Raw genomic sequence first — 13,121 nt, 5'->3', positions numbered from 1 at the left:
CATTCCCGCCTTTTATTACGGTTTTCTGTTTATTTTTCTGCTGAAGAACCCGAATTGGCGGGGGATACCCCTGCGGGCGGTATGCTCAGGACCGTATTATCATGCTTGGCGCAGGTTTCGGGTTCTATGTGAATATGGACCAGCGTGCTGCCCATATGCGCGCGCAGGGCGTGCTCAATGCGGTCGCATATATCATGCGCGGCCTTTACGCTCATGGTGCCTGGCACAACCAGATGGAACTCAAGGAACGTCATGGCCCCCACAATGCGGGTGCGGATATCATGCGCCTGAATGGCCCCATGCCCGTTGGAGGTAATAATCGAGCCGATCTCGCCCAGTGTCTGGGCATCCGGGGCTTCGTCCATTAACCCGGCTATGGAGTCCCGCATGACCTCCCAGCCTACCCGCAGCACGTTCAGGGCCACAAGCCCGGCCAGAACTGCATCCAGCTGCGGCCAGCCCAGCAGGGGGATCAGCGCAACACCGGCCACAAGGGCCACACCTGTCCACACATCGGACAGCACATGCTGCCCCCCGGCAATAAGGGCGGGGGAGTGGCGGGCCTGCCCGGCGCGGAGCATGATCAGCCCCCAGCCCAGATTAACGCAGGTTGCCGCCGCGTTCAGCAGCAGGCCGTTCCATGGTGCCAGTGCGGGGTGGGGGTGCAGCCAGCCTTCCACGGCCTCGCGGCCAATAATAAAGGCGGTAATGACCACCAGTGTTCCCTCGGCCACGGCAGACAGATACTCCGCCTTGTAGTGGCCATAGGTGTGGTTGTGGTCCGCCGGGCGCTCTGCAACGCTTAATGCCCACAGCCCCCCAGCGGCGGCGACCACGTTAATAATGGTTTCTATGGCATCTGCATGCAGGGCAACGCTGCCGCTTACGGCAAAGGCAGCGTATTTGAGCCCCAGCGCCACAAGGCTGACAAACAGGCTGACAACGGCAAGGCCCCGGTTACTTTGGGGGAGCGGAAGTTCGGGCATAGGCTCTTGTTATGCTGGTGTTAGACGGTGTGCGGGTCAGACAGGTGGCACGTGGGGCTGTAATCCTGTGTTTCCATCTGCACGGTGGGGTGGGCAATGCCAAAGCGCTTGCGCAGGGTGGTGACAAGTGTGTCGAGCAGGTGGCTATCGCTTTGCGCATCCGCCGCGTTTGCGCTGCGGACCAGATGCACGGTCAGGGCGGTTTCGGTCGTGCTTATGGGCCAGATGTGCAGGTCATGCAGGTCGGCAACGCCGGGGGTGCTGCGCAAAAAGCTTTCCACTGCACCGGCGTCCACCTCACGCGGGACAGCATCCAGCGCCATATCCAGCGAATCCCGCAAAAGGGACCATGTGCTCAGGACCACCACAACAGAAATGGCAAGGCTTATGGCGGGGTCTATCCATGCAACATGGGTCAGCAGTACCAGCCCCCCGGCAATAACCACGGCAAGGGATGTCAGGGCATCGGCCATGAGGTGCAAAAAAGCCCCGCGAATATTCAGATCCCCTTTCTGCCCGGCGGCAAACAGCATGGCGGATGCCCCGTTTACCACAATGCCAATGCTTGCAACCACCATCATGGTCATGCCCGCAACGGGGGTGGGGTGCATCAGGCGGTGGATGGCCTCCCACGCAACGCCGCCCGTAACCAGCATGAGAATAATGGCATTGGCCAGTGCCGCCAGAATGGAGGAGCGGCGTAACCCATAGGTAAAGCGCACGGTCGGGCTTTTGCGTGAGAGGTGCTCGGCCAGCCAGGCAGCAGCCAGTGCGAGCACGTCTGAGAGGTTATGCCCCGCATCGGCTATGAGCGAGAGCGAATGGGCATAAACGCCCCATATGGCCTCGGCCACCAGATAGAGCGAGTTAACGGCAATCCCTATGGCAAAAGCCGTGCCAAAGGAGGCCGGCGTGTGCACATGGTGGTGGCCAAATCCGTGCTTGTGCGTGCAGGCCGCCCCGTTACCTTCATGCTCATGCTCATGCTCATGCTCATGCTCATGCTCATGCTCATGCTCATGCTCATGCTCATGACCGTGGGCGCAGGGCGGGGGGCTGGCATGGCCTGCGCAACCCGAGTGGTCCGCATGGTCATGCGTGTGCATGTCTGGGGCTGGCATGGCTCTGGCTGCTTTCATTCACACAAAGGGCCGTGGGGGAGGGGCCCCGTTCCGGGGTTGCCATCTTATGTAGGGTGGGTTGGTGCGGAATAGAAGTGGAATATTCCCACACCGATTGCGCGGCAGACGTTGCACGCCCAAGCCGTTCCAGAATAGGGAAGGGGACAAAGGATCGTTTGGCCCCACTTGCAATTATACTGGATGAACACGCCCCATGCTCCGTCTGACTGAACTGCGGCTACCGCTGGACCACCCGCCCGAGGCACTTCGGCAGGCGATCTGTGAGCGGTTGGGCATTGGTGCGGATGCGCTGGAACACTATACCGTGTTCAAGCGCGGGCATGACGCACGCCGCCGCTCTGCCATATGGCTTGTGTACACGCTGGATTGCGCCGTGCGGGACGAGGCAGATGTGCTGGCCCGTTACCGGAGCGCGCACCCCGGCAACCCCCACGTACAACCCGCGCCAGACATGGCCTGGCATGAGCCCATTGCCAATGGCGCAGCCCTTGCCGCGGCAGAAGGGTATAAACGCCCCATTATTATCGGGGCCGGGCCATGCGGGTTTATGGCCGCCCTGATTCTGGCCCGCATGGGGTTGCGGCCCTTACTGCTTGAGCGTGGCAAGGTTGTGCGTGAACGCACGGTGGACACGTTTGCCCTGTGGCGTCGCTCCGTGCTGACCCCGGAGAGCAATGTCCAGTTTGGTGAGGGCGGGGCTGGTACCTTTTCCGATGGTAAACTCTACAGTCAGGTGCGGGACCCGCGTTTTCTGGGCCGCAAGGTGCTGGAGGAGTTTGTAAAGGCTGGTGCCCCGGAGGATATTCTGTATCTGGCGCACCCTCATATTGGCACGTTCCGGCTGGTGTCCATGGTGGAGCATATCCGTCAGGAGGTGGAGCAGACCGGTGGAGAATACCGCTTTGGGGCCAGAGTGGATGACCTGCTGCTCAACGCATCCACCCGCAAGGTGGAAGGGGTGCGCCTTTCCAGTGGGGAGGTGATTGCAGCAGACCATGTTGTGCTGGCCGTGGGCCACAGTGCGCGCGATACGTTTGCCATGCTGCAAAAACAGGGTGTGAGCATGCAGGCCAAACCCTTTTCCATGGGGGTGCGGATCGAGCACCCGCAATCGGTTATTGATACGGCCCAGTTTGGCCCCAGCGCAGGCAATGAGCAGTTGGGGGCTGCCGAGTACAGGCTGGTCCACCACGCAGCCAATGGGCGGGGTGTGTACTCCTTCTGCATGTGCCCCGGCGGTACGGTTGTGGCGGCAACATCGGAGGAAGGGCAGGTCGTTACCAACGGCATGAGCCAGTATTCCCGCGCCGAACGGAACGCCAATTCGGGCATGGTGGTGGAACTGCGCCCCGGAGAGGATTACCCGGATGACCCGCTGGCAGGTATTGCCTACCAGCGTCACTGGGAGCGGCAGGCATTTTTGGCCGGGGGTGGGGATTACCGCGCCCCTGCCCAGCGTGTGGGGGATTTTCTGGCTGGTCGCCCCTCCACCGCACTGGGGGATGTGGTGCCCTCCTACAAACCGGGAGTAACACCAGCGGACCTGTCCACCTGCCTGCCGGATTTTGTGGTGGAAGCCCTGCGTGAAGCCCTGCCCCGGTTCGAGCGTAAACTGCGTGGTTTTACCATGGATGATGCGGTCATGACCGGGGTGGAAACCCGCACGTCCTCCCCCATCCGTGTGCCACGGGGGGAGAATGGCCAGTCCGTCAACACACCGGGCCTATACCCTGCGGGGGAAGGGGCCGGGTATGCCGGGGGGATCCTCTCCGCCGCCATGGACGGTATCCGCATGGCCGAGGCCGTTGCGCAGGATATGGCCGGCCTGCCGGTTACTCTGGCGTAAGGACCTATCCCGCGCGTGCGGGGCTTCAGGGAATATTGGCCAGAAACTCTTCCACCAGTTCGGTAAAGCGCTGGGGGGCATCGGCATGGACCCAGTGGCCCGCACCGCGAATGCTCTCCAGCCGGTGGTTGGGAAAAAGTGCCCGCATGGCGGCGTAATTACCCGGGCTGATATAGGGCGAGTTTTCCCCACGAATGAACAGGGTTGGCCCTTCATAGCGTAAATCTGGGGCAAGGTGTGGCCAGCCCATAATGTCGGGCATGGCGGCCTGAATATCGTGCAGGCCAATGGCCCAGCCGGGATTATCCCCCTGTCGTATGTTCTGCGCCATAAGCTGGCGCACCGCATCGCTTGCAATATAGGGGCGCAGCAGGTCGTTGGTGCTGCGCTGGTCCAGATGCGGGGGGAATTGCAGCTGCTCCAGATTGTCGGGCAGGTCCAGCCGGTCAAACCCGCCCTGTGCGGGGGCTATGTCCACTACAATCAGGGCGCGTATGGCGGTTGGGTGGGTCAGGGCTGCCATCATGGCGGTTTTGCCCCCCATGGAGTGCCCGAGCATAATGGCGGGGCTGGCGTGGAGGTGCTCCATTGTGTCCAGCACATCCTGCGCCATGGCAGGGTAGCTCATGGGGCCGTGGGGGCTGTTGCCGTGGTTGCGCAGGTCCATGGCCAGTGTACGCCGGGTTGTGGCCAGCTTGCGCTGCACAAAACCCAGGTTGCGCGCCCGGCCAAACAGGCCATGCAGCAGCACAACCGGCAGGGTTTTTTCGGGCGTTGGGTGTTCGGGGCCGCGCTCGCTCACGTTTAGCAACACTGTTCTGCTCTTTCCTCTGCTCTGGCGCGTATGGCGCATGGTGGGGCAGTTTTGCCCAGCTTTGCCGCTGAATGCGAGGGGCAGAGGGCTGTTTTTTCTTCACCTTCCAGAGAGAGGGCAGGTGTGCCACAGTCAGCCCCATAGTTTATGGTGTGCGAGAGGGGGCGTGCATGCAACGGTGCCTTGTTATTCTCAGCCAACTGGACCAGACCGAGGTTTTGCTGGGCATGGCAGCACAGGCGCTCACCCGTATCCGGGGGATGCAGCGGATTGATGTGCTGGCCGCGCGGGAACCTCCGGAGCAGATTCTGGGGCGCATAGGGTTTTCCGATACACAGGCCCAGACCCTGCGGGCTCAACAGCGCGAATGGGCCGATGCCCTGCATACCCGCTTCCAGCAATGGCTGGCGCAGGAATATGGCACTCCCGCAGACCGGCTGGGCAAGGTGGAGGTCAACTGGCTGGACCCCGAAATTACGGTGGACCGCATTATTGCAGGTTACGGCAAGGACGCCGACCTGCTGATTCTGGGCTTCCCCGATAGCCGGGACAGCGCACAAAAGCATGTGGCCACCCGTGCCGCCATTTTTGAATCCGGACGCCCCGTTCTGTTTGTGCCCCCATTCTGGGAGCAGAGCAGCGGGAACCGCATGTTCATGGCATGGAAAGACACCCCCGCCTGCCGCCGCGCGTTTTTTGCCGCCCGTTCCTTTGTGGGGGCGGCCGAGGCGGTTGAGGTTGCCGTATCCGCCACCGACTCGTTGCCGCTGGATATTCTGCCCGGCGTAACCCTAACCCAGCAGCCTGTTGTGGAGAGCCACAACGCCGGGCAAACCTTGCTGGATATGGCCGGAACCTTCCGTGCCGACATGCTGGTGATCGGGGGGTACCAGCATAACATGCTCTATAGTCGGCTTATGGGCAGTGCGACCGACTATATTCTGGCTAACCCCCGTGTGCCGGTGCTGTTACAGCACTAATAGCTTTGGCCGCTGTCTGGCAGGAGTTCAGGGCGCGCGGAGAGTTTTGCGCGCAAAAGCCCAGCACAATGCACCAAAGCCCAGCGTGCCCAGAATGGCGGGTACGTTCTGGGGCACAAAGGTGGCAAGGGAAAAAGCATTATCCCGCCCTGTGGCACCGGAAAGAACAGCCAGTAGCACCCCGGTCAGGCTTTCCCCCACAATAAAGCCAGATGCCAGCATGGTGCCGGTGGAACCACCCTCCGGGCTGCTCTGGCCTGTGGCGCTGGCAGCATGCCGGTTACGGCTGATCCGCTTGAGCATCCACCCCAGTATGGCCCCGCAGGCAAGTGTCAGGCTGACGGAGGCAGGCAGGTACAGGCCCACGGCCACCCCCAGCGGTGGCAGAGCCTGCCCCCGGCGGCGCAGGCCAAGGTCCAGCACGACCAGCCCCCCCCCCAGCCCCATGCCAACGCAAAGCATGGTCCAGTCCAGTGAATGGGTAAAAATGCCTTTGGCAATCAGGGTGATCAGGGCGGGTTGGGGGGCAGACAGGGCATGGGCCGGGTCCATGCCGGGGCGGGGCATGGCGCCAGTAAACCCGTATGCCTGATACAGCAGGTTAAGAACAGGCGGGATAACCACAGCCCCAACAAGGCAACCCGCAATAAGTGCGACTTCCTGCTTCCACGGGGTAGCCCCTACGAGCTGGCCGGTCTTGAGGTCTTGCAGGTTGTCGTTGGAAATGGCGATGGTGGCGGTAATGGCCGACAGGAGCAGGATGGTAAACGCTGTGGCCAGTTTCTGGCCATCTGCCATCATGGCGTCAGGTGTCAGGCCCAGAGCCTCCAGTGCCAGAATCATCAGCGCGCATAAGACTGCGCCAATAATGATAATGCCCGAAATGGGGGAGGAGGATGACCCCACAATACCCGCCATGTACCCGCAGGCTGCGGCCATAACAAAGCCGAATACAACGCAGAATACCACAGCCACGCCAACAATAGGCCAGAACCCGTGAGCCACGGGGGCCAGAAATGCGGCAAAAAAACCAGCCAGCAACAGCATGGCCCCCACCATAAGCCCCCCCATGGTGCGGGCGGAAAGGTCCTTGTCTGTTGTGGCGGTCAGGCCCGTTGTGCGTTGCAGCATGGTGCGTATGCCCCGCAGCACGGGGGGCATGAGCTCGATCAGGGTCCAGAGGGAGGCAATGGCAATGGCACCAGCCCCCACAAAGCGGACCTTGTGCAGCCATATGTCCTGCGCAAACTGGGCGGGGGGTAGGTGCGCGGGGTTGGGTAACAGGCTGGTCAGCCAGGGCACACCTACGCCCCAAGCCAGTATGCAGCCTGTTAGCATGGCCATGCCCCCGCTCAGGCCAACCAGATACCCCGCCCCGATCAGGGCGGGGGAAAATGCAGCACTGAGCTGGAATACGGCACTCCCCGCACTTGCGGTCAGGTTAAGCCCATCGGCCAGCACGCGCAGGCCGCCGCTGCAAAACGAAAAAACAGAGGCCATGACCCCGCCGCTGATCAATGCCTGCAGGCCGCGCTGGTTGCTCCTGTCCGCTCCTGCACGCAGGATTTCGGCCGCGGCCACGCCTTCGGGGTAGGGCAGGCTGCTTTGCGTGACCAGCGCACGCCGGAGCGGGATGGTAAACAGAACCCCCAGCACCCCGCCCGCAAAGGATAGACCCGCCGTTTGCCAGAAGGGAAAATGCGTCCAGAACCCGGCAATAATCAGCCCCGGAAAGGTCGCAAACACGCAGGACAGGGTGCCCGCAGCCGAAGCCTGACTTTGCACCATGTTGTTTTCCAGCAAGGTGCCCCCACCCATAAGGCGCAGCACGGCCATGGAAATAACCGCCGCGGGTATGGATGAGGCAAATGTCAGCCCGATCCGCAGGCCCAGATACACATTGGATGCGGTAAATACGATGGTAATAAGCGCGCCAAGCAGCAGACCACGGAGTGTGAGTTCCCGTTGGGGGTTCGGGCTGGCCATGCGTCCTGTCTCTCCCGGAGGGTCATGGAGGTTACGCCATCCATCATACGGGTGGTCTGGCGTTCCCTCGCGTACGGTCTAAGGGCGGAGGGTTTGCGGGCAGGCCGCAATCCTCCGCTCTTTTGTGCACATACGATGCTCACAGGGATTTGTCTGCCCCAAAGCGGGTCAGAAGGTCAGTTCAATGTTGCTTTGCACAAAGGCGCCAGATGTGGCTCCGGCGTTGGTCATGGTGCGCGAGGCAAAAATGTATTCCCCATCAATACCAAGCGTAATGTGGCGTGTGGCCCGCCAGGTAAAGCTGGCCTGTGGCATGGTGGCTGTGTAGGCCCCGTGCGGGCGGTAGGCATAAAAGGCGGTGCCGCTGGCATAAATGGCATCCTGCCGGCTGTTGCGCCACACGGCGGGCACCTTGAGCAGCAAGGTGGTGTTGGGGGTGGGGGCAATGGTGGCAATGGGGCCTACGTCAATCAGGTTCGACTGACCGATATAGGTGCTCATATCCAGGTAGTAGGCGCTGGGCACATAGGGGGACAAAAAGCTGCCCCAGGAGCTACGCTGGCCTTTGCGCATATTCCCGCCGGAAACACTGTCCACCTGTATGCCAATGGCAGGGTGGCCGGGCCATTTTGCAAACCGCCAGGAGAGCGTGGCATCAATGGCGTAAGCGGAAACCGGGCGGGTTGGTCCGTTTTTGGCGGCACGGAACTCACCCCCCTGCCACATGGCCCCGACCGAAAATTCCAGCGGACCAGCATTACCCCATATGCGTGTGCCGGGTGTGTCGCGGTGGGTGGAGCCCGCAATGGAGCCACCAGCCAGCGAGGGCAGGGGGCTTTTGGAGAGAATGGTCCCCAGATAGAACGTATCCACAAAAATCTGGCTGTTGCGCCCCAGAAACTTGAAGCTGGGCACCGCATAGGACGTATAGGCCCCGAACAGGCGCGAGTTCCAGCCGACCTGATCATGGAACATGGCCGAAGGCGCGTTGTTGGTCAGGGTCAAATAAAACCCGTCTATGCGAAAGTTTTTCCAGAACGCGTAGCCGCGCAGACCATTCCAGGAATAAGGCACGGAGGGGTACACGCTGCCTGCGGTAAAGTAGGGTGGTGCATCCAAAAAGGTCATGCGCCCGGCCATGCCGCCCACGGTGGCGTTAAGCACCCTGCCGCGCACTTCCACAAAAGCCTGTTGTGCATCCAGCCTGCTGCGCCAGCGGCCCCCGGCATAGCCGTAGTAATTGATCCCCGCTGCCTGACCGCTCATTAACTCACCATACAGGCGCACATGCTCGCCCAGATGCAGGTCTGCCCCAGCGTTCCAGCGGAAGTTATTACGGTAAGCGGGTTCTTTTTTGGTTGAGCCAAAACCTGCGCGCTGGTCATAAAAATTATGCTGCCGGAAGTTGCCGCTCAGCGTCAGGTAAATATCACCGTTTGTGTTGAACGGGATGTATTTGAGCGCATCCATGGGGTCCAGCCGGTTGCGTTTGTCACGCAGGCTGGACCAGTCCTCCGCCCAGCGGGAGACGGCATAATAGCCCACGGTGCCAAAACCCGCAGCGGCCCCCGTATTGGCGTTGAACACTCCCCACGGGCCCTGATGCAGCAATGCTGTTGGCAGGGGGGTGAGCTCGAGCGACTGCGGCTGGCCATACGCTTCGGGGCGGCTGGTCAGGGGGGGGAGCAGGCGGCTGTTATCCCAAAAGCCGGGGCGTGGGGCCGTGGCAGCTGGGGGTGTCACGGTAACAATGCGGGCCCCCGTAATCTGCGCAGGGGCGGTTACGGTGGTGGTCGTTGTTGTTGTCGTCGTCGTGGTGTCCGGCTGCGTGCTCTGCTGTGTGGCAGGTGGTGTGTGCGGCATGTGGAGATACGCCGCATTGGGCGCGGTTTCGGCCCCGGCGGGGGCAGCCCACAGGCAGAGCAGGGCCGAGCCAGAGGCCAGCAGGCCCGTGCGCAGGGCGACGGAATAAGCGTAACAGCGCGGGCCGGGCAGGGGGTAACGTGTGGTGCTGGCTGGTTTTGGAGTGGTGTGGTCGGTGATTACGGTCATGGGCCGAGGTCACTTCTTGTTATTTTTATTAGGTCTGGCAATTCATTCAATTATTGAATGACTTATATTATCATTATTGCTATAAATGCGATTATGTCATATCGCATTTGCGTGTGCTGCATCCCTTATACGGAATACAGCGCCACACTTCGATAAAAAAATTGGAAAAATCTGGTTAACAAATCTGTGTTTTTTCAAAAACTGTTAGAAAAAACACAACTCAGGCAGACGGAACCCGGCGCTGGAGCGTATGCAGGCAGGTTTGCGTGCGCGTAGCCAGGCGGATGTCATGCACCTTGGTTACGGCCTGCTCTGCCTTTTTGCGCCATGTGGTGGACATGCCCGTGGGGGAGCAGATGTTTTTGGTACTGCCCGTTGCGGCGGCGTTGGGTTCGGTCGCGCTCAGCACCATTGCAGGCTGGCGGGGGAGCAGGCGTTGCAGTGTGTGCTCTACCGTTCGGGCCGTGCGGGCATCGGTCTGTGGCAGAACGGTTGCCACAATACGGGCGGCTTCCGGCCTGCCCTGTGCCAGAGCCTGCATCACATCGTCCCACCCATGGGGGCGGGAGAGTGCTGTAGCTGTCTGGGCCACGCCATCATGCGTTGCCATGTACAGCACATGGTCTGTTTTGTCGCTCTGCATGCTGGGTGGCAGAGGCTTGTCCTGCGTGGCCATAACGCACAGTCCAGCCGACAGGCAGACCAGCAGGGCAGACAAAAGAGGGCGCAGTGCTCGCACGGTGTAGGTATCTCCCTTGGTGAGAAAGACAGTTGCACGGTGGAAAATGGCGCGGACATGGCAAGGGCGTGGCACGGCTGCCAAAGGTTGCCCCGCCCAAGCGGGATGGCCTATAGGGTGCGGAACAGATCGGAAGGCGCGCACGCCGGGTTAATGGTCGTTCGCCGTTTGTGGGGCGATCGGGTATGCCCCGTGTTCCGTTTTTCCTGATGCATGATTTGGCTCGACTAAGGAATGAATGACATGAGCGCTTCTCTTTCTGCTTCAGAGATCACCCGCCTCCAGAGCGCGCTGCGCCGCCTGCTGGGTTCGCCTGAACTGACCGTAAACCCGGCCCCACGTGCAGGCATGTCGGTCGAACTGGCCGTAAAGGGCGAAGTCATCGGCACCGTTCATCGTGATGATGAAGATGGTGATGTCAGCTACGCCGTGAACATGGTGGTGCTGGAAGAAGACCTGCCCCGCGCCTGAACCGCAGCGCCAGTAAAAAAGCCAGTCCTCCGCAAGGGAGGGCTGGCTTTTTTTATGGGTTCAGTGCGGCCTGTTATTCAGGCGTTGGAAGGGGTGGCCGATGCCTGCATGACGGGCGCACGCCGCATGGGGAATTCCACGTTGGTAATTTTCCACTTCCAACCCTGAATACGCAATTCAACGCGCAGGGGCGTTTCGCGCTCATGGCCGGGCAGGGGCATTTCCATAACAAACTGGTCCAGCCGGTTAAAATGGACCGAAGCCCGCGTGGCCAGCGATGCAAAAGAGGGCGTGGCAGGCTGCTCTGCAGAGGTGGCAGCAGGCAGGGCCTCATCCAGCAATGTGCCAAGGTTGGCTTGTGTGACTGTGGTATCCACCGCGTTGGATACGGCTGTTGTGGCAAAGGACGACCCAAAATCGGGCAGTTCATCCGCTGCGGGCTGGATGTTCAGGTGCAGGCCAGCCAGCGTCTGCCGTTTGAGTGAGGCATCAAGCGCACCCCAGTTGATCATCCGCCCAAGGGCTGTGGCATCGTGGCGTTGCAGGTCGGAGGCAACAGACCACAACGTGACAAAAGGGGAGGCCAGATACAGGCCAAACGACGCAGCTGCCGTGGCAACACACACCCGGCGCGCGGTCTGGCGGCGGGGCAGACTGGCTGGCCGGACTGCGGGTCCGGGCTGGGTGAAGGTTGTCATGTTACACATTCCTCATATGCGTTTGGTGCAATTCTTATAAACCAGTTACCTTCTTCTAACCAGATAATAATGTGTACGGTTCCATGCGTTATTACAAAAATATGACCTTTGTTACACAGTGTTAGGGTGCCCATAACGTGTATGGGGGCGTGTATGCCCCCGGACTACTCAGGAGCGGATACAAAAGACCCATGCAGCTTGACCTCAGCGAAAATGAAATCCAGCGCTATTCTCGCCACATTCTGTTGCCCGAGGTCGGCGGCACGGGGCAGGTCGCGTTAAAAAACGCCTCCGTGCTTGTGGTAGGGGCCGGTGGGTTGGGTGCGCCAGCGGCTTTGTATCTGGCTGCCGCAGGCGTGGGCCGAATCGGTCTGGTGGATGATGATGTGGTCGAACTGTCCAACCTTCAGCGGCAGGTGCTGCACACCACGCGCGCCGTGGGGCGCAAAAAGGTGGACACCGCGCGTGAGCAACTGGCTGCCCTGAACCCCGAAATTGTGGTGGAGGCATGGGATATGCGGCTCAATGCCGGCAATGCCCACGACCTTGTCGCTCAGTATGATCTTGTGTGTGACGGGTGTGACAACTTTGCTACCCGCTACGCGGTCAACGCTGCCTGCGTGCAGGCTGGCAAGGTGCTGGTCTCCGCCGCAGTACAACGGTTTGAAGGGCAGTTGGCCACATTCAGCCCCACGCAGGGTGGCGGGTGCTATAACTGCCTGTACCCTGCAACAGACGGCCAGGCATCCGGCCTGAGCTGTGGTGATGCCGGTGTGTTTGGCGCGGTAACAGGGGTTATGGGCACGCTACAGGCAACGCAGGCGCTCAAGCAGATACTGGGCTTAGGCAATACTGGTGCCGGGGAACTGCTGATGTGGGATGCCCTGCGCATGAAGTTTACAACCATGACCCTGAGCGCGGACTCGGCCTGCACCGTCTGTGGCGGAGGGCACGCCCATGGCTGAGGTGCATCCCCCCTGTGATCTGGCCTTGCTGGTTGTGGAGTCCCGGTACGAGCGTATTCATGCGGCTTACATGCTGGCGGCCACGGCTGCTGCCATGGGTCAGACTGTTCTGCTGTTTGGCATGGGGGCCGGGGTTTGCGCCTTTTGCCGGGAATGGAATGGGCTTGATGCGACCGAAGGCGCGCGTATGCGCGCGCAGGCAGGTGTTGCCGGGCTGGATGACCTGCGTGATGCGGTCGTGGATATGGGGGCAACCCTTATGGTGTGCGACTCCGGCGTAAAAACACTGGGCTTAAATGCGCAGGACCTGCTGGCAGGGGTTGAAACCGTAGGGCTGCCGAGTTTTTTTGACCGCGCAGGCCGCGCCAGACAACTCGTGTTTTAAAGGGCGAGCGCGCATGCAAAGGCCGGTTTGAACAGGGTTGTGGCGCAAGTCTGTTCT

At 60.9% G+C, this 13,121-nt stretch carries 12 protein-coding genes; 5 read left to right on the top strand and 7 right to left on the bottom strand.

All coding sequences use genetic code 11. The features are described 5' to 3' along the window. Nucleotides 1-29: 29 nt before the first annotated feature. Together ACSYTG_RS09775 and ACSYTG_RS09770 are read right to left on the bottom strand one after the other, a co-directional pair. The gene (locus ACSYTG_RS09775) at nucleotides 30-986 is read right to left on the bottom strand and encodes a cation diffusion facilitator family transporter (RefSeq protein ID WP_086647286.1); all 957 of its coding nucleotides are present in this window, start codon (nucleotides 984-986) and stop codon (nucleotides 30-32) included. A gap of 20 nt (nucleotides 987-1,006) precedes the next feature. Next, entirely contained in the window at nucleotides 1,007-2,107 is a 1,101-nt protein-coding gene (locus ACSYTG_RS09770) for a cation diffusion facilitator family transporter (protein ID WP_489783829.1), read from the bottom strand. Between the two features lie 214 nt (nucleotides 2,108-2,321). On the opposite strand from ACSYTG_RS09770, the gene ACSYTG_RS09765 reads away from it, so the two are divergent. Further along, the gene (locus ACSYTG_RS09765) at nucleotides 2,322-3,974 is read left to right on the top strand and encodes an NAD(P)/FAD-dependent oxidoreductase (protein WP_489783828.1); all 1,653 of its coding nucleotides are present in this window, start codon (nucleotides 2,322-2,324) and stop codon (nucleotides 3,972-3,974) included. 25 nt (nucleotides 3,975-3,999) lie between these two features. On the opposite strand, the gene ACSYTG_RS09760 is transcribed toward ACSYTG_RS09765, so the two are convergent. Next, nucleotides 4,000-4,788, bottom strand: a complete 789-nt coding sequence (locus tag ACSYTG_RS09760) for an alpha/beta fold hydrolase (protein ID WP_086645365.1) — start codon at nucleotides 4,786-4,788, stop codon at nucleotides 4,000-4,002. A 170-nt stretch (nucleotides 4,789-4,958) separates the two neighbouring features. On the opposite strand from ACSYTG_RS09760, the gene ACSYTG_RS09755 reads away from it, so the two are divergent. Further along, entirely contained in the window at nucleotides 4,959-5,768 is an 810-nt protein-coding gene (locus ACSYTG_RS09755; RefSeq protein ID WP_489783827.1) for a universal stress protein, read from the top strand. Nucleotides 5,769-5,795: 27 nt separating this feature from the next. On the opposite strand, the gene ACSYTG_RS09750 is transcribed toward ACSYTG_RS09755, so the two are convergent. The 3 genes from ACSYTG_RS09750 to ACSYTG_RS09740 all read right to left on the bottom strand — a co-directional run bounded on the left by ACSYTG_RS09750 (nucleotide 5,796) and on the right by ACSYTG_RS09740 (nucleotide 10,545). Beyond that, on the bottom strand, nucleotides 5,796-7,754 hold the full coding sequence (locus tag ACSYTG_RS09750; RefSeq protein WP_489783826.1) for an OPT family oligopeptide transporter: 1,959 nt from the start codon (nucleotides 7,752-7,754) through the stop codon (nucleotides 5,796-5,798). Between the two features lie 168 nt (nucleotides 7,755-7,922). Continuing rightward, complete coding sequence (locus ACSYTG_RS09745; RefSeq protein WP_489783825.1) at nucleotides 7,923-9,806, bottom strand: alginate export family protein; 1,884 nt, start codon at nucleotides 9,804-9,806, stop codon at nucleotides 7,923-7,925. A 220-nt stretch (nucleotides 9,807-10,026) separates the two neighbouring features. After that, nucleotides 10,027-10,545: a hypothetical protein gene (locus ACSYTG_RS09740; protein WP_086645172.1), complete on the bottom strand. Its 519-nt coding sequence runs from the start codon at nucleotides 10,543-10,545 to the stop codon at nucleotides 10,027-10,029. A 243-nt stretch (nucleotides 10,546-10,788) separates the two neighbouring features. On the opposite strand from ACSYTG_RS09740, the gene ACSYTG_RS09735 reads away from it, so the two are divergent. Continuing rightward, nucleotides 10,789-11,016: a DUF3126 family protein gene (locus tag ACSYTG_RS09735; RefSeq protein ID WP_086645366.1), complete on the top strand. Its 228-nt coding sequence runs from the start codon at nucleotides 10,789-10,791 to the stop codon at nucleotides 11,014-11,016. Between the two features lie 77 nt (nucleotides 11,017-11,093). Here the strand turns inward: ACSYTG_RS09735 and ACSYTG_RS09730 are convergent, their stop codons facing one another. After that, a complete protein-coding gene (locus ACSYTG_RS09730) occupies nucleotides 11,094-11,714 on the bottom strand; it encodes a DUF2939 domain-containing protein (RefSeq protein ID WP_095349120.1) in 621 nt (206 codons plus the stop codon). A 191-nt stretch (nucleotides 11,715-11,905) separates the two neighbouring features. Between ACSYTG_RS09730 and ACSYTG_RS09725 the strand changes: the two genes are divergently transcribed. Continuing rightward, nucleotides 11,906-12,679 carry a HesA/MoeB/ThiF family protein gene (locus ACSYTG_RS09725; RefSeq protein WP_489783824.1) on the top strand — a complete coding sequence of 258 codons (774 nt, stop codon included), beginning with the start codon at nucleotides 11,906-11,908 and terminating at the stop codon, nucleotides 12,677-12,679. Continuing rightward, nucleotides 12,672-13,064 (top strand): DsrE family protein, encoded by a 393-nt coding sequence (locus ACSYTG_RS09720; RefSeq protein WP_489783823.1) that lies wholly within the window; start codon nucleotides 12,672-12,674, stop codon nucleotides 13,062-13,064. The genes ACSYTG_RS09725 and ACSYTG_RS09720 overlap by 8 nt, the downstream gene beginning before the upstream one ends. The last annotated feature ends 57 nt before the right edge of the window (nucleotides 13,065-13,121 follow it).

Source organism: Acetobacter sp. ESL1128, from assembly GCF_058505085.1.
This window is presented reverse-complemented; position numbering and strand designations above follow the sequence as displayed.

Coding starts and splice junctions, on each gene's coding strand:
- ACSYTG_RS09725 (WP_489783824.1), top strand. CDS start 11,906: ATGCAGCTTGACCTCAGCGAAAATGAAATCCAGCGCTATTCTCGCCAC.
- ACSYTG_RS09765 (WP_489783828.1), top strand. CDS start 2,322: ATGCTCCGTCTGACTGAACTGCGGCTACCGCTGGACCACCCGCCCGAG.
- ACSYTG_RS09730 (WP_095349120.1), bottom strand. CDS start 11,714: ATGACAACCTTCACCCAGCCCGGACCCGCAGTCCGGCCAGCCAGTCTG.
- ACSYTG_RS09775 (WP_086647286.1), bottom strand. CDS start 986: ATGCCCGAACTTCCGCTCCCCCAAAGTAACCGGGGCCTTGCCGTTGTC.
- ACSYTG_RS09720 (WP_489783823.1), top strand. CDS start 12,672: ATGGCTGAGGTGCATCCCCCCTGTGATCTGGCCTTGCTGGTTGTGGAG.
- ACSYTG_RS09770 (WP_489783829.1), bottom strand. CDS start 2,107: ATGCCAGCCCCAGACATGCACACGCATGACCATGCGGACCACTCGGGT.
- ACSYTG_RS09750 (WP_489783826.1), bottom strand. CDS start 7,754: ATGGCCAGCCCGAACCCCCAACGGGAACTCACACTCCGTGGTCTGCTG.
- ACSYTG_RS09755 (WP_489783827.1), top strand. CDS start 4,959: ATGCAACGGTGCCTTGTTATTCTCAGCCAACTGGACCAGACCGAGGTT.
- ACSYTG_RS09745 (WP_489783825.1), bottom strand. CDS start 9,806: ATGACCGTAATCACCGACCACACCACTCCAAAACCAGCCAGCACCACA.
- ACSYTG_RS09735 (WP_086645366.1), top strand. CDS start 10,789: ATGAGCGCTTCTCTTTCTGCTTCAGAGATCACCCGCCTCCAGAGCGCG.